Genomic DNA, 16,754 nt, shown 5'->3' on the forward strand with positions numbered 1-16,754 from the left:
TCCTCCTCTTCATCACGCCACCGAAAATTTGCCCGCCCGGACGGCACACACAGGCGCAACGGGAGCACACTACCGGGGGAAGGGTGAATCGTCGTGGAATTTCAGTGGGCAGGACTACCCATGCCGCCCGTCCAGATTGTAGGAGTTCGTCTGGTAAGCGGCCGGAGTGTCGCGACCGTGTCGGCGCAATCTCATCCGTTCACCAGAGCAGGTGGTTCGACTCCCCCAGCTGCTGGGTCTCGATCCAGGTGTAGGCGCCGGTGTAGCCGTGCATGCAGTCGGTCTGCCCCGACCAGTTGCCGTTGCCGTCCGTGCGCAGCGGCACGCCCCACGCCTGCCCCCACCACTCGCCCTGCTCCCACCGGGGGAAGTACACCTGGCCCGCGGGCTGACGCACCGTGGTGAGGCAGCGCATGGTGAACGCCGTGTTCGGCTCCCACCCGGTGATGCTCATGTTGATCCACCGGCACGCGGCGCCCTGCTGGCAGCCGGACGACGTCGACCCGTCGGCGCCCTTCGAGATGGTGAAGCTGCGGTTGGCCGGGTTCGAGTTGGTCCGTCCGCTGCCCGACGCCGTGGTGCCGCACCCGGCCGCGTTGCAGGCCTGCGCATCGATCGTGTAGCTCGTGCTGTACGCGGGCCCGACGTCGACGGTGCCGCCCGACGCGGCCATGTTCTGCCAGCCGCCGCCGTTGACGCGGTACCGCATCGACTCCACGGCCCGGCCGCCGTTGCTGCCCGGGGGCGACACGGTGAACCGGCCCTCGGAGGACGAGCGCAGCGTCCAGCTCACGCCCGGGGCGCCCGGGGTCGTGTACGGGGTCACGGCGTTCGAGCTCGCCGTCCACGCCGAGCACGTGTACTGGTTGCAGGCGCGCACCTGGAACCGGTACGCCGTGCCGTTGCCGAGACCCTGGAACGTGTACGAGGTGGCGGTCCCCGCGTTCGCGGGGGTGCCCCCGCCGTTGGCCAGCACCTCGTACCGGTGGCCCGGGCCGCGGAAGTCGCCCGACGCGATCCCGCCCCAGCTCACGTCGGCCTGGCCGCTCGTGGTGGAGCCGAGCGCCGCCGTCGGCGTGCCCGGGACCTGCGGCTGTCCGTACGGCACCTGCGCGGCCGACCGGTCGCTGGCCGGGGACTTCCCCGCCTTGTTCTCGGCCGTGACCGCGAACGTGTAGGAGGCCTCCGCGGAGAGCCCCGAGACGACGCGCGAGGTGCCCGTCACCGTCTGGGTCTCGACCTTGGCACCGTCCTCGAAGACGTCCAGGTAGTACTTCTCCACCGGGTCGCCGTTGTTCGCCGGCTCGGTCCACGCGACCGTGATCTGCCCGCCGAGCGCATTGTCCACGCGCTGCGCGGTCGGGGCCGCGGGCTGGGCGGGCGGTGCGGCGGGGGTCTCCGGCGCGGAGGCGTCGCTCCAGTCCGAGGGGTCCGGTGCCGCGTTCACGGCCTGCACCGTCACCGTGTAGGCGGTGCCGTTGGCCAGGCCGTCCCACACGATCCGGGTGCCGGTGACGCAGGACTTCTGGATCACGCCGTCGGCCGGGGCGGGGCTGATCTCCAGGTTCACGCACTCGATCGGCGACCGGTCGGTGTAGGCCCGGTTCTTCCACGAGACCGCGAGCGACGAGTCGCCGAACGTCAGCGACGGCGGCTCCGGCTTGTCGGGCTTCTCGTCCGGGCGGGCGTCCTCCGACGGCCCGGACGGGTCGGACTCCCCGACCTCGTTGGTCGCCGTGACGGTGAAGTTGTAGACCACGTCGTTCTTGAGGCCGGAGACGGTGCACGTCGTCGACCGGCACTCGGTGACGTCGCCCTTGCCGGACCGGGCCGTGTACCCGGTGATCTCGGCGCCGTTGTCCGACGGCGGGTCCCACGCCAGCACGACCGTCCCGGACCGCACCTCCTCGACCTGCGGGGCGCGCGGCGCCTCCGGCCGGCCCAGCACGGTCAGCCGGACCGTGCCCTCGACCTCGCGGCTGACGTCGGCGGTCGCGTCGGCCACCCGGTACCGCACCACCATCGCGCCCACGAAGTCGTCCGACGGCGTCACGACCACCGTGGAGCCCGTCGCCTCGGCGAAGCCCTCGCCCGTCTCGACCACGGCGCCGACCACCGTCAGCGGCTCCTGCGGGAAGGGGTTGGCGTCGTTCGCGAGCACGTCCACCGTGGCGGCCTCGCCCTGGTGCGCGTCGCGCACCTCGTCCGGGTTGGCGCGCGCCAGCGGGCGCGTCGAGGCCACGACCGTGACGGCGAGGTCCCCGGCGACGGGCGGGTGCCCGCCGTCGGACACCGTGAACGGGACGGTGACGCGGGTGCCCTTCGGCACCGCGGCCTGCGCCTGCGCGAGGACGGTCGACCCCTCGGTGCCGAACGTGATGCCCTCGGCCCCGCCGGTGAGCTCGACGGTCAGCGGGTCGCCCTCCGGGTCCACCACGACGCGCGACAGGTCGAGCGCCGCCTCCTCGCCCGCGGCGACCTCGAGCAGGGCCGTCCCCTTGATCTCGGGCGGCTGGTTGCGGCTGGCCCGCACGTCGATCGGGAGGGTGAGCACCGCGGTCCGGCCCTCGGGGTCGTCGGGGCCGTCGCCGTCGGTCACCTCGAAGGTGACGGAGGCCGGGCCCACGTAGTCCTCGTCCGACGTGAACGTGAGCGTGGTGGGACCGGTGACCTCGCGGGTGCCCTCGACGGCGGACACCTTCTCCTCGACCGTGAACCGCGGCTCGTGCCCGTCGGCCACCACGACGTGGTCGGCGATGTCGATCTCGAGCGTCTCGCCCGCGAAGGTGCGCAGCGCCTCGACCGGCTGCCTCAGGTGCGGCAGCGAGCCATCACGCGGCACCCGCAGGAACGCCTTGGCCGTCAGGTCGTCCAGGTCGGTGACGGTGTAGGTGAGCACCTGCGGGTCCTCGGTGAGCGCCACGGTGACCTCGCCACCCTCACCGAGCGTGACGCCGGCGGGCTGCTCGCCGTCGTCGCCGACCACGGCGACCGTCAGGTCGCTCGCGACCCCGTCGGGGTCGGTGTCGTTGCCCAGCACGTCCACGGTCACGGTGTCGGAGGTGACCTCGGTGGGCGGCACCACGTCGTCGCGGGCCACCGGCCGCAGCAGGGGCGCGTCCTTGGCGACCTGGACCGTGATCGCGCCGGTGGCGCGGGCCGCGTACGTGTCCTCGATGCCGTAGTAGAAGGTCTGGGTCCCCTCCTCGCGTGGCGTCGTGACGACGACCTGGTCCTCGACGACCTCCGGGTCCAACCCCTCCGCACCCTCGAACGACTTCGGCACCAGGCCGACCTGGTCGCCGTCCGGGTCGGAGTCGTTGGCCAGCGCGTCCACCGCGACGTCGCGGCCGGGCCGGACGAGCGTCTCGTCGTCGCCCGCGGTGGGCGGCTGGTTGACGCCCGGCGGCTGCGCGATGCCCACCGCGACCGTGCCCTCGGCGGTGGCGCCGCGCGTGTCGGAGACGGCGTACCGGAACTCGTCCGCGCCCGCGGACTCCCGGGACGCCTCGTACTCGAGGAACCCGTCGACGACGCGGGCGGTCCCCTGCGACGGCGGCGCCGAGAGACCGTCGAGCGTCACGTGGTCACCGTCGGGGTCGCTGCCGTCGAGCGGCAGCGGGATCCGCGTGACCGCGCCCGCGAGCACGCGCGCCGTGGTGTCCGGCGGCTGCGGCGCCGCGTTCTCCAGGGTGTCGGTGACGTTGATCGTGACCTGCGCGGAGTCCTTCTGGTTGTTGCTGTCCCGCACCTCGTAGACCAGGTGCGCGGTCCCGGCCTCGGAACCGGCACGGAACCGCACCGTGCCCTCGGACACGAAGGCCTCGCCGACGTCCGGCTCCTCCACCAGCTCGGGCGTGAGCTTCAGCTCGAGCCCGTCCGGGTGGGAGTCGTTCTTGAGCACCGGGACGGTCACGATGTCGCCCGTGTGGACGGTCGCCTCGTCCGCCGCGGCCTCGGGCGGGCGCAGCTTGGTCGGCGCGGCGATCGGCACCACCCGCACCTGCCCGACGGCGGTCTCCGTGCCGTTGGACGCGGTGTACCGCAGGGTCACGGGCCGGTCCAGGCGCTCGGTCTCGGCGACCCGCAGCACGTGGTGGTCCAGCACCACAGCCGTGACGCCCGCCTCGGCCTCCACCGAGGACGCCACCAGCACGCCGCCGCCCGGGTCGGAGTCGTTCGCCAGGACGTCCACGAGCGCCGAGCCGCCCGCGGGGAGCAGCACGGTGTCGGCCACGACCACGGGCGGGCCCGCGGCGTCGGGCGGCGGGAGCACGTCGACGCGCACCAGGCCCATCGTCGAGCCCGGGCCGTCGCTGACCTGGTAGGTGATGTCGTAGCTGGCGGGCTCCTGGCTCACGAACCGGAAGGTCCCCGCGGCGTAGTTCTCCGTGATGGTGGCCGGCTCCTGCTCGGAGACGCTGACCAGGCGCAGCCGGTCGCCGTTCGGGTCGGAGTCGTTGCGCAGCGGCCGGACCGTGACCGGGTCGCCGGCCAGGACGGTCACGTGGTCGGCCACGGCGACCGGCGGCTCCTGCGTGGCGATCACGTCGACGAGCAGCCTGCCGGTGCCCACCTGGTCGAGCCCGTCCGACACCGTGAGGTCCACGATCTTGCGGCCCGTCGTGGTGCCGCCGTCGCGGAACTCGACGGTGCCGTCCGGGCGGAACCGCACCTCGTCCATCGGGTCCGCGGTGGTCGCGCTCGACAGGACGAGGTCGTCACCTTCGGGGTCCCGCCAGAACGGCAGCACCTTGGTCGACGCGTCCCCGCCCTGCGCGACGCGCAGCACCGGTTCGCCCTTCGGCGCGGGCGCCTTGTTCTCGCTCAGCGGCACCACGCGCACCTGCACCTTCGCGTCGGCGGTGCCGCCACGACCGTCGTCCACGGTGTAGATGAAGGTGGTGCTGCCCGTCGCCGTCTCCGGCACGTTCGCCTGCAGCGCCGCGCCGTCCAGCACGCGGTCCACCGAGATGTCCGAGGCTCCCGTGCCGGCCACCCTGCCGGCGGGCTCCGCGATCGACGCCGTCATCACGTCGCCGTCGGGGTCGAGGTCGTTGCCCAGCACGTCGAGCACGGTGGTCCGGCCGGGCCGGACCCCGATCGAGTCGTCCTTCGGCGCGGGCGGCCGGTTGGGCTTGTCCCGCTGCGCGATGAACTGGTCCACCATCTCGGGCGTGGTGGTCTCGGCCTCGGTCTTCTCGCCCTCGGCGTCCTCGGGCAGCTTCAGGTCCCAGTCGTCGACCTTCTCGAAGTCGTCCGCGGCCATCCACAGCGTGCCCGCCGTGACGTCGTTCAGCACGATCACCTGGCGGTTGACCCGGTAGGCCAGCTCGCCGTCCGCGCCCTCGAGCAGCTCGTCCACGTCGAGGTCCGTGCCCTCGCAGTCCCGGACCACCCGGCCGGTGCCCGACCAGGCGCCGAAGGTGCAGCCGCCGAGCTGCACGGGCGCCGCCGGGGTGCCCTGGCCCACCCGGGTGGTCGAGCTGCCGCCGTCGAGCGGCTGGGTGACCAGACCCTTGGTCGTCGCCACGACGACGGCGTCGGCCTCAGCCGACGGCTGCTGGAGCCGGGCCTCGGCCCCGCCGGCCAGCTCCACGACGTCACCGCCGGGCAGCACCAGTGTGGCCGCGGTGCGGTCCAGGACCACCGGCCGGTCGCCGACGGCGGTCACCTCGATCTCGGCGTCCTTGCCGACCGGCAGCTCCGCGTCCGTCACCGTGTCCACGGTGCCCGAGCCGGTCGTCAGCACGGTGGCGATCCGGCCCTTGGCGGGGGCGGCGCCGAAGACCGTGCCGTCCGTCGCGACGGCGACCCGGGCACCCGGCCCGAGCAGCGCCGTCGGCTCCAGGTCGGCCGCGCTGAACTGGACGGCGGCCTCGAACGGGAGCACCCACAGCCGGCCGTCCTCCGGGTCCAGCACCGCCGTGGTGTGCCCGCCGGACGCGATGACGGCGCCGGCGGGCGCGGTCATGGTGCCGTCCAGGACGAGCTGCGCCGGATCGACGGGGCTCGCCGTGGCGGTACCCGCGTCCGTCATCAGGACCCGGTACTCGGCCTGCTGCACGTCGAACGTCGACGAGCCGGACAGCAGCGTGCCGTCCATCGCCTGTGCCTCGTTGTTGAACCGTCCGAGCAGCCCCGCTGACGTCTTGGTGACCCAGACGCCGGAGTCGTCGAGGTCGACCTCGGCGGTGGACTCACCCTGCTGCAGCACCGACAGCAGGATCAGGGCCCCGGCGAAGACGGCGACGACGCCGCCGGAGACGGCCGAGCGCGGCGACACCTTCAATCCGGGCACAGGTCTTCCTCAAGTCTTGATCAACGGCGGTGGCGGCAGCCTAGCCGTTGCCTCCGACAACCGGCACGTTAGAGGGTCTCCCGTGCGGGTGAATTCATCGTCGGTGGACGACGGCGCGATGCTGGCCGATCCACAGTACGAAGCCCAACAGGTTCCCGTCGGTGGAGCTAGCGGTGCCCTATACAGACGCCACGTTCCGACGTCCGACGAACCGCTCCGCCAGCTCGGCGCAATACCGGGCGTGCCTGGCCTTGTGCACCTCCACGAAGTACTGCTGCCATGTGGCGGCGGTCCTCGCGAGCCAGATCGTCAAGCCCACCGCGACAGCGACACCCAGGACGGGCACCTGGAACATCAGCACGATCACGGCTCCAGCTCCCACCTTCGCGACAGTCCGTCCCCGGCGGTCGCGGAACGAGGCGATCAGCCGCACACGGTCGTTGAACGGCGGCCGGTACCTGCCTCCAGCACCAAAGGCAGCACGGCCCAGCACGATCAGCGCGGTGATGTCGACGGCGAACGCCGTGAAGAGCGCCGCACCGAACACGGAGCCCCCACCCGAGGCCAGGGCAAGCAAACCCCCGCCGACCAGGCAGCCCAGCAGAAGGACTCCCGCATGCATGCCAGTCCAGACACCGGCCCGAGCGAACGCTTTGAGATCGTTGGGGCGCGCGGTGAGCTCATGCTCCCAGGCGTAGCGTGACAGGAGCGTCACGCCCACCCACCAGATGGGCGACCGTTCCTGATGTGCCTGCATGAACTCGTCGTACCAGGGGACGCCACCAGGTTCGGAGCCAGGGTGCGCGTACCGGGTCATTCGCAGGGTCCGCACATCTGCGGCCTCCGGCGCCGGCAGAACGGCATTCAGGAGCACCGCGTGGGCCAGTGCGCGCCGTCCGAACGACGAGAAGATCTGCACTCCGCGGGCCGGAACACTGGTGTCCCACCAGCGGTCCCAGTCCTTCCGCGCGCGCATCCAGTTCTGATAGTGGCGACGCGCACCCTCGAACCCATTGAAGCGCGAGAGCGCCTCCCAGAAGATCGAGGTGTCGAGCTGGCGCCAGATCGTCAGCCGCTCGAAGTTGGCCAGGCCGCCGCGGAGGAACTGCTCCACGCTCACGATGTCTTCCGGGAGTGGGGGCAACACCATCTCGCAGAGGTACTCATACGTCACGCGCCGGCCGCGCCACACCGGGTCGTGGTCCGGGTCGAGCCAGGCCAGCAGGAAGAACACCATGAAATCGGCAGGGATGCCGGAGCGAAGGCGCCCATCGATGAGCTCCCGCACTTCCTCGCCTGCCTCGCTGTCCGGCTTGTCGTACTGCCGGAGCCACTCGACCAGCAGGCGCCACCCCTCGGTCTCGCTCATCAGGACGTTCGGCGTTCCGAAGAACTGCCGCTTGGCGGCGAACCAGTTCAGGCGGATCGCGTTGGCCAGGCTGCGCTTGCCGGTGTGCCGCTCGCCGGCGAAGACGAGCGGACCGACCTGAGCCTCCGCGTCCTCGTACCCGGGGTGGATCCAGCGGAGGCGGTCGGCGAGGTGGTGCGCGGGGATCATCCGGGCGATCAACCGCTGGTCCGACTCCGCCACCATGCCGACCACAGCGCCGGCCTCCGCGTCCCACACGGCCGCACCGCTGTACCCGCCCGTGATCGGCTCCTCTTGCGCCCCGGTGTTCATCTGGACGCGGCCGAGGCTGTCGGCGGACCGGAACTCTCCCTGCGACGACTGTCCGGTGTCGTACCCCTCGGGGAAGCCGAAGGTCCGATAAGTGTGCCCGTAGACGCTCCGCGGCGAAGCGAGTCGGACGACGTCCGCGCCCTCGTAGCCCTCCTCCAAGCGCAGGACCGCGATGTCGTCGCCGTCCATCTCCGCGGGGACCCGCAGGTCTTGGATCCCGTTGTGCGCAAGCTCTTCGACGCTGACTCGCTCGACTGCTTCCTTGCCCGGCACCCAGGCGACAACTCGGCCGACCCGGCGCTCACCAGTGATCATGAGTTCGACGGGCACCGGCAGCCGCGGGACCCTGCCGTCGGTCTCCTCCAGCCCAAGGACATCCTGGACCACGTGGGCGCAGGTGCACACGAGATCGGGTTCGACCAGGAAGCCCGCACCATGGATCTTGCCCGACGCGTCCCTGATCCGAACCGTCCAGGGGGCTTCGTGGCGCGCGCTCATCGCTGCCCCTCACGGTTGCTGGACCACCGAAGCGTCAGGCTCAGGTTGGCCTCGGTCGACGCTCTGGCGATGACGACGCCGGCCTCGGTCGTCATGCTCACGCCGAGTGCGAGCGTGATCTCGTCCGGTGAGACGGCCAGCGACCGCATCTTCGTGTCAACGGCCTCGACGACACCGCGCAGGTCGTCGAGGGCCTCGTCCAGCGTCGCCTTGACACCGCGGCCCGGCCCCCGACTCACCGGCCGCGTACCAGGACCTGGGGCGCGCTCCTCGACCTCGACCAGCACTTCCGTGCCATTGCCCAACGCCAATTTCTCCAAACGCACCACGAGGCCTCCACCACCCAGGACCGGGGCACCGCGCCACGGCAGCCAAGAAATTACCAGCGCAAATTGCGCTTTGCACGCAATTTTGTGATATTTCTTTACCGTCGTTCGCCAGTCAGGAGACGCGCCACACGGCTCTGGGGTCCTTCGACGACTGGCCCTCCCACACGACGACCCCCAGCTCCTGCAGTCGCAGCAGGTGCCGGATGGCGGTCGGGCGGGCGACCTCCGCCACCTCTGCAACCTGCCCGGTCCCCAAGGGCCGCCCGGCCCCGCGGAGCACGTCCAGCACGTGCCGCGTGCCCCGGGAGAGCTGATCGGCGATCTCCTGAGGCAACGTGTCGAGCGCCGACAAGATCAATCGCACCCCGCTCTGGGTCTGCGTGTACATCGGATCGGTCAGGCCGCGGGCGCGCATCTCGTCGAACATCCGACGGATTCCTTCGCCGAGCTCCTGAGCGATGCCCAGGTCCGAGCACACCCGTGCGATGCGGGGGTTGCGGGCGTACCGGCTGATGTCGAGCGGGCGGTCCGGGTCGACGATCCCGGGAAAGCGACCAGGGCTCGAGATCTCTACGCGATCGGGGAAGATCTCGACCCGGATGTGGTCACCGATCATGCTGTAGGACCTGTGCAGCACCGCGTTCACGAGACCTTCCAGCCATGCGTCACGCGGCACGATCCCTGCCGCCTCGAAACGGCCCGAGCCGGCGAGGGCCCTCCGGCGAGGGAGCAGCCGCTCGATCTCGCGAGCCGCCTGGTCGATCTGCTGCGGGATCGACCCTTCGCACCGCACGTCCGCATCGTCGTCCAGCGTGAGCCGCGCCCCCGAGCCACGGTCCACCTCGGTGTATCGCAGCACACGTACGTGCGCGTTGGGATAGAGCGCCTGAGGTGACGCCCCGAACAGGAGATACGCAGCGACCGTCGGATGACCGCCACGAGCCAGCAGGCCGCGCGCACGCAGCATCCCCTCGGGGGACGTCGACCCGATGGCGAGCTGATACGCCGCCACCTGATCAGGGTCGAGGTCGTCGATCTCGACACGAGCCCGCGTGCCGTCGAACGGTGCCGAACCTCGGTCGAACTCAAGCTCTTGACGTTGGGCGAAGCCGAGTCGCCGCGACTCGTCTCCGACCCGCAGATACACGTCTCCCTTGGCCGTCTCGTGGACAGTCTCCCCCGGATCGACCCGCAGGATCAGGATGCAGCCGCCGCCCGCCAGCTCGATCTCCTCGACACGTGCCCGGACGACGGGCCGGGTGAAGTCCTGGGCGGCCTGACGAAGGGCGTTGACCCGTGCCCGTGGCACACCGTCGACCGCGCCGTCGTGGAATCCGACGACGACGCAACCACCCTCGGCGTTCGCCAACGCAACGAGCGGGACCGCCAGGTCTTTCGGATCGACCCGGCCGGACTTGCGTTCGAACCACTGCCCCTCGGGCGTCCGGGCAAGACCGTCGAGCGCCTCCTCCAGCGGGAGAGTCAACGTCTGGTCTACCTCCGCGGCGTACATGAATTTACTCTAACATTGTTAGAGTAGATTCGAGCGGATCTCAGACCGCCCGGTCCGCCAGGGCCTGGGCGAACTGCTCCAGGGAGTCCTTGACCGGCCCGTCCGGCAGCGGCGCCAGCTCCGCGGCCGCCTCGCGCGCCCAGCGCACCGCGAGCTCCCGGGTGTCGGCGAGCACGGGGTGCGCCCGCAGGCGCTGCAGGGCGGCCGTCAGCACCTCGTCGGACGACAGGTCGCCGTCGAGCGTCGCGAGCAGGTCCCGGTCCTCGTCCGTGGCGGAGCCCGAGGCGACGTGCTGGCGCAGCAGCAGCACCGGCATGGTCGGCACGTGCTCCCGCAGGTCGGTGCCCGGCGTCTTGCCCGAGGTCTCGCCCGACGACGCGACGTCGAGCACGTCGTCGGCGAGCTGGAACGCGACGCCGACCTTCTCGCCGAACGCGCCCACGGCCTCGACCTGCTCCTGCGGCGCACCGGAGAGCATGGCGCCCAGGCGGGCCGACGCCGACAGCAGCGACGCCGTCTTGTCCGACAGCACCTGGAGGTAGTGGGCCACGGCGTCCTCGCCGTCGTCCGGGCCCATGGTCTCGTGCAGCTGCCCCATGCACATCCGCTCGAACGTGCGGGACTGCAGGATCACGGCCTCGGGACCCAGCTCAGCCACCCGGGCCGAGGCCCGGGCGAAGAGCATGTCGCCCACCAGGATCGCCACCGAGTTGCCCCACACCATGTGCGCCGCCGGTGCGCCCCGGCGCATCGGCGCCGAGTCCATGACGTCGTCGTGGTACAGCGAGGCGACCTGCGTCAGCTCGACCACCACGGCGGCGTCGACGACGCCGGGGGCCGCGCCGTCGCCGAGCTCGCCCGTGAGCAGGGTGAGCAGCGGCCGGAACCGCTTGCCGCCGGCGTCGACGAGGTGCCGCGAGGCGCCGTCCGCCAGCTTGTCGGCGCTGGAGACGGCGTCCGACAGCGCGTCGTCGACCACCGTCAGCCGATCCGCGAGACGGGACGCCAGCTCCGGGTCCGTGATCGGCAGGCCGAGCGCGGTCGGGTCGGGCAGGTCAGTCGGAGCGGCCGGCGGTGTCGACGCCGACGTACCCGTCGTCGTCTGGGGCGGCAGCGGTACGGAGGTCACGGCACGAACTTACTTGCCTCTGCCGCCAGATTAAGAACCAGGGAGGGGAAAACGCCGAGAATCACCGTCGCGACCGCGCAGACAGCGATCGCCACGGCGGCCGGACCCCGGGACCGCACCACCGTCACCACGACCCGCTGCGCGGCTGTGGCCTGCACCTTGGTCGCGGTGGCGACGCCGCCGGCCGCGGCCTCACCGACCTCGCCCGCACTGCCCTCGCCGGCCGCGCTCGTCAGGACCTCGCCCTCGGCGGGCTCGACCCCCGGCGTGATCGGGGCGGGCTGGAACACCATGACCACCAGCAGCCGCAGGTAGAACGCGACGGCGACCACCGACGCGATGACACCCAGCACCGCGAGCCACCACAGCCCGCCCGATGTCGCCCCGCTGAACGCGCCGAACTTGGCAATGAACCCGGCGGTGAGCGGGATGCCCGCCATCGACAGCAGGAACAGGGCGAACGCGGCGGTGAGCCATGGGGCCTTGCGCCCCAGGCCGGCCCACTGCGCGATCTCCGTGGCCTCGCCGAGCACCACGCCGTCGTCCTCGACCGGACCGTTGTCCTCGCCGGCGCCGGCGGTGACCCGGCGCTCCCGGACCAGCGTGACCACGGCGAACGCACCGATCGTGGCGACGCCGTAGGCCAGCAGGTAGAAGAGCGTGGAGGACTGGACCTGCGAGCTGAAGCCCGCGATGCCCACGAGCAGGAAGCCCGCGTGCGCGATCGACGAGTACGCCAGCAGGCGCTTCACGTCGGTCTGCACCGAGCCGATCACCGTCCCGACGGCCATGGTCAGGACCGCGACCACCACGATGACCACCTGGAGCTGCCGCATGGTCTCCGGGCTGACGGCCTGCACGCCGATCGAGATGCGGTACAGCACCTCGACCAGCGCCGCGACGGCCGCCGCCTTGGTGCACGCGGCCATGAACCCGGTGATGGGCGTGGGCGCGCCGGTGTAGACGTCGGGCGTCCACGCGTGGAACGGCACGGCGCCCACCTTGAACAGCAGGCCGACCGTCACCAGCAGCACGCCGGCCACGAGCAGCCCGGTCATGCCCTCCAGGGGCAGGCCGCCCTGCTGTACCGCCTGGGCGATCTCCAGGAGCCGCACCGTGCCGGCGAACCCGTAGATCAGCGCGACGCCGAAGATGAACAGCGCCGAGGCGAACGCGCCGAGCAGGAAGTACTTGGCCGCGGCCTCCTGCGAGAGCAGCCGGCGGCGGCGCGCCGTGGCGCACAGCACGTACAGCGGGAGCGACAGCACCTCGAGCGCGATGAACATGACGATCAGGTCGTCGGTGGCGGCGAAGAGCATCATGCCGCCCGCCGCGAACAGCAGCAGCGGGTAGATCTCGGTCTGCTCCAGGCCGGACCGGCGGGCCAGGTCCTCGTACGAGGTGCCGGGCACCGCCGCGGCCGTGGGCGCGAACGCGTCCTGGCCGGTGGCGGTGCGGTCGGCCACCACGAGCACGCCCAGGAACGCGAGCACCGCGATGATGCCCTGCGCGCCGAGCGCGAACGGCGTCAGCGTCACGCTGCCGCCGACCACCTGGACGGGCTGCGCCACGATCTGCGGCCACAGCACCGCCACGAACGCGACGCTGCCGGCCAGGGCGGCCAGGGTGAGCACGATCTGGGTCACGCGGCGCGCCCTGGCCGGGACGAACGCCTCGAGGAGCACGCCGACCACGCCCGCGCCCAGCACCACGATCAGCGGTGCGAGGGCGAGCCAGTCGATCTCGGGTGCCACGAACTCGTTCACTTGTCGCTCCCCATCTGCGCGGCGGCGTCCGCCGGTTCGTCGACCGCCGTGATCGCCGCCGACTGCTCGGCCGGCGCGTCCACGTAGGTCAGGGCGAGGCCCGGCACCAGGCCGAGCACCAGGAGTCCGGCCACCAGCGGGGCCGCGACGATGCGCTCACGCGCCTTGAGGTCGGGCAGGGCCTCCAGACCCTCGGCCGGCGCCCCGGTGAAGATCTTCTGGTAGGTCAGCAGCACGTAGACCGCGGCGAGCACCACGCCCGGGATCGCCGCGACGGTCCAGGCGGCCGAGCCGGCGGGGGCCCCGGAGAACGCGCCGATCAGCACCATGATCTCGCTGACGAACGTGGCCAGGCCGGGCAGCGACAGCGTCGCCAGGCCCGCCACGAGGAACGTGCCGGCGAGCACCGGGGTGACCGACCGCAGGCCGCGGTAGTCCGTGATCCGCTGCGACCGCTCCGGGTGCCGGGACACGAGGAATCCGGCCACGAGGAACAGCGCTCCGGTGGCGAGGCCGTGGTTGAGCATCATGAAGCTCGACCCGGCGGTGCCGAGCGGCGTGAAGGTGAAGATGCCCAGGATGATGAAGCCGAAGTGGCTCACCGAGGTCCAGCCGACCAGCCGCAGCAGGTCGGTCTGCATGATCGCCATGATCGCGCCGTACAGCACCGAGATCACGGCGAGCGCGATCACGAACGGCGCCGCCCAGCGGGACGCCTCCGGGAACAGCGGCAGGCAGAGCGTCAGCATCCCGAAGGTGCCGACCTTGTCCAGCACGCAGATCAGCAGGGTGGACGTGCCGGGGGTCGCGTTCCCCGCGACGTCGGGCAGCCAGCTGTGCACCGGGACCATCGGGGCCTTGATCGCGAAGGCGATGAAGAACCCGATGAACATGAGGCGCTCGGCCGTGGTGCCCAGGTCGACCCCGACGAGCTCGTCCACGAGGAACGCCCTGCTCGGGTCCACGCCCACGCTGACCGCGAGGAAGTACAGGGCGATCACCGCGGCGAGCATGATCAGCCCGCCGCCCAGGCTGAACATCAGGAACTTCACGGCCGCCTGGCGCCGTCCGGCACCCTGCCCGAACCCGCCGATGAGGAAGTACGCGGGGATCAGCATGGCCTCGAACAGCACGTAGAACAGGAAGACGTCGCGGGCCGAGAACACGGCCACCATGAACGCCTGGAGCAGCAGCACGAGGCCGACGAACCGGCGCAGTCGCACCTGGTCGCGCCCCTGCTCGTTCCAGGCGGCCAGCAGCACCAGCGGCACCAGCACCACGGCCAGCGCGACCAGCAGCAGGCCGACGCCGTCGACGGCCACGGCGTACGAGGTGCCGATCTGCGGGATCCACGCGTGGGTCTCGGCGAGCTGGTGCTCGGCGGCGGCGCCCGTGTCGAAGGCGAGGAACGCGCCGACGAGCAGGGCCACCTCCACCAGCGAGAACGCGAGCGCCGCCGGCCGGGCGAAGCCCGTGCGCGCGTTCGCGGAGCCGGTGCGGGAGCGACCGAGCGCGCCCAGCCCCACCACGACCGCGCCGACGAGCGGCCAGGCGATGAGGGCGGTCAGCCAGGGAAACATCTCTCCTCCGATCACTGGGCACCACCGAGGCCCACCACGAGCCAGGCGACGACGGCGATCACGAGGACGCCGCCCGCCATGCCCGCCGCGTACGAGCGGACGTACCCGGTCTGCGCCTTGCGGAACACCCCGCCGAACCACGAGACCGCCTGCGGCAGCACGCTCCAGCCGCGGTCGACGACGTCGCGGTCGCCCACCTGGACCACGCGGGCCAGCCCGAAGGCGGGCCGCACGACGAGCGTCTCGTTCGCGGCGTCCTGGTACAGGTCCTTGCGGGCGGCCCGCGTGAGCGCGGAGCCGCGCGGCGCCTCCTCGGGGACGAGCTGGACCGCGTACATCCGGAACGCCAGCAGCGCCCCGAGCACCACGACCACGAGGGTGGCGGTGATGATCAGCCAGACCGGCAGCACGGGCTCGTGGTGCTCGGCGTGCCCGACCACGGGCTCCAGCCAGGTGGTGAACGTGCCGCCGATGCCGAGCACCAGGCCCAGCGCGGCGGAGCCGACGCCGAGGAACACCAGGGGCCACCACATCAGCGGCGAGCCCTCGTGCGGGTGCTGGCCCTCGGTCCAGCGCGGACGGCGTCCGCCGAACGTCATGAAGAACAGGCGCGTCATGTAGAACGCGGTGATCGCGGCGCCGAGCACCGCGACCGTGCCGAACACCCAGGCCCGCCACGGCTGCCCCTCGACCGGGATGAAGGCGGCCTCGATGATGCCGTCCTTGCTCCAGAAGCCGGAGAACGGCGGGATCCCGAGGATCGCCAGCCAGCCCAGGCCCATCGTGATCCAGGTGATGGGCAGGAACCGCGACAGCCCGCCGAAGCGCCGCATGTCGGTCTGGTCGCCCATCGCGTGCATCACCGAGCCGGCGCCGAGAAACAGCCCCGCCTTGAAGAAGCCGTGGGTGAGCAGGTGGAAGATCGCGAACGCGTACCCGGCCGGGCCGAGGCCCGCGGCGAGCATCATGTAGCCGATCTGCGACATCGTGGAGGCGGCCAGGGCCTTCTTGATGTCGTCCTTGGCGCAGCCGACGATCGCCCCGAACAGCAGGGTCACGGCACCGACCAGCACCACGACGAGCTGCGCCGTCGGGGCCGCCTCCAGGATCGCGCCGGAGCGCACCATGAGGTAGACGCCGGCGGTGACCATCGTGGCCGCGTGGATGAGCGCCGAGACCGGCGTCGGGCCGGCCATCGCGTCACCCAGCCAGGCCTGCAGCGGGAACTGCGCCGACTTGCCGCACGCGGCCAGGAGCAGGCAGAGCCCGACCGCGGTGGCCGTGGCCTGCGACATCGAGCCGACGGAGTCGTCGGACAGGGCGGTGCCGAAGTCCAGGGCGCCCGCGTGGGCGAACAGCAGCGCCATCGCCGCGATGAGCCCCATGTCGCCGATGCGGTTCATGACGAACGCCTTCTTGGCCGCCACCGCGTTCTCGCGTGCGGAGGGCCGTCCCGTGTCCCAGAACCCGATGAGCAGGTAGGACGCGAGACCCACACCCTCCCAGCCCACGAAGAGGAGGAGGTAGGAGTCGGCCAGGACGAGCGTGAGCATCGCCGCGACGAACAGGTTCAGGTACGCGAAGAACCGGCGCCGGTCCGGGTCGTGGTCCATGTAGGCCACGGAGTAGACGTGGATGAGCGTGCCCACGAAGGTCACGAGCATCACGAAGGTCAGGGAGAGGGGGTCCAGCCGGAGGCCGAGGTCCACGTCCAGCCCGCCCGCGGACAGCCATGTCCACAGGTGGTGGTCCACGGAGCGGCCCTCGGCGGGGGTGCCGATCATGCGGAACATCAGGATGAAGGCCACGACCCCGGAGGCTGCGGAGGCCGCGACCCCGAGCCAGTGGCCCCAGCGGTCGATGGACCTCCTGCCCAGCACCACGGGCCACAGCAGCAGGATCGCCGCACCGATCAGCGGGAAGCCGATCAGCCAGGGGGCAAGCCCGATCACGTCGT

General features: G+C 71.6%; 8 protein-coding genes. All 8 read right to left on the bottom strand.

Features of this window, described 5'->3' with window-relative positions; translation table 11 throughout:
- Positions 1–199: 199 nt before the first annotated feature.
- The 8 genes from AB0I29_RS12980 to nuoL all read right to left on the bottom strand — a co-directional run bounded on the left by AB0I29_RS12980 (position 200) and on the right by nuoL (position 16,749).
- On the bottom strand, positions 200–6,301 hold the full coding sequence (locus AB0I29_RS12980; RefSeq protein WP_357481972.1) for an Ig-like domain-containing protein: 6,102 nt from the start codon (positions 6,299–6,301) through the stop codon (positions 200–202).
- A gap of 178 nt (positions 6,302–6,479) precedes the next feature.
- The gene (locus AB0I29_RS12985) at positions 6,480–8,480 is read right to left on the bottom strand and encodes a serine protease (RefSeq protein ID WP_285100881.1); all 2,001 of its coding nucleotides are present in this window, start codon (positions 8,478–8,480) and stop codon (positions 6,480–6,482) included.
- Entirely contained in the window at positions 8,477–8,809 is a 333-nt protein-coding gene (locus tag AB0I29_RS12990; protein ID WP_357481975.1) for a CU044_2847 family protein, read from the bottom strand. Before AB0I29_RS12990 ends, AB0I29_RS12985 begins: the two co-directional genes overlap by 4 nt.
- Positions 8,810–8,921: 112 nt before the next feature.
- The gene (locus AB0I29_RS12995) at positions 8,922–10,322 is read right to left on the bottom strand and encodes an ATP-binding protein (RefSeq protein ID WP_357481977.1); all 1,401 of its coding nucleotides are present in this window, start codon (positions 10,320–10,322) and stop codon (positions 8,922–8,924) included.
- Positions 10,323–10,362: 40 nt separating this feature from the next.
- Positions 10,363–11,352 carry a polyprenyl synthetase family protein gene (locus AB0I29_RS13000; RefSeq protein ID WP_357482173.1) on the bottom strand — a complete coding sequence of 330 codons (990 nt, stop codon included), beginning with the start codon at positions 11,350–11,352 and terminating at the stop codon, positions 10,363–10,365.
- 95 nt (positions 11,353–11,447) lie between these two features.
- A complete protein-coding gene (gene nuoN / locus AB0I29_RS13005; protein ID WP_357481979.1) occupies positions 11,448–13,217 on the bottom strand; it encodes an NADH-quinone oxidoreductase subunit NuoN in 1,770 nt (589 codons plus the stop codon).
- A complete protein-coding gene (locus AB0I29_RS13010; RefSeq protein WP_357481981.1) occupies positions 13,214–14,797 on the bottom strand; it encodes an NADH-quinone oxidoreductase subunit M in 1,584 nt (527 codons plus the stop codon). The genes nuoN and AB0I29_RS13010 overlap by 4 nt, the downstream gene beginning before the upstream one ends.
- A gap of 11 nt (positions 14,798–14,808) precedes the next feature.
- Positions 14,809–16,749 (bottom strand): NADH-quinone oxidoreductase subunit L, encoded by a 1,941-nt coding sequence (gene nuoL / locus AB0I29_RS13015; RefSeq protein WP_285100875.1) that lies wholly within the window; start codon positions 16,747–16,749, stop codon positions 14,809–14,811.
- Between the last annotated feature and the right edge of the window lie 5 nt (positions 16,750–16,754).

The sequence above is a fragment of the Promicromonospora sp. NPDC050262 genome (assembly GCF_040655935.1).
Lineage (GTDB): Bacteria > Actinomycetota > Actinomycetes > Actinomycetales > Cellulomonadaceae > Promicromonospora.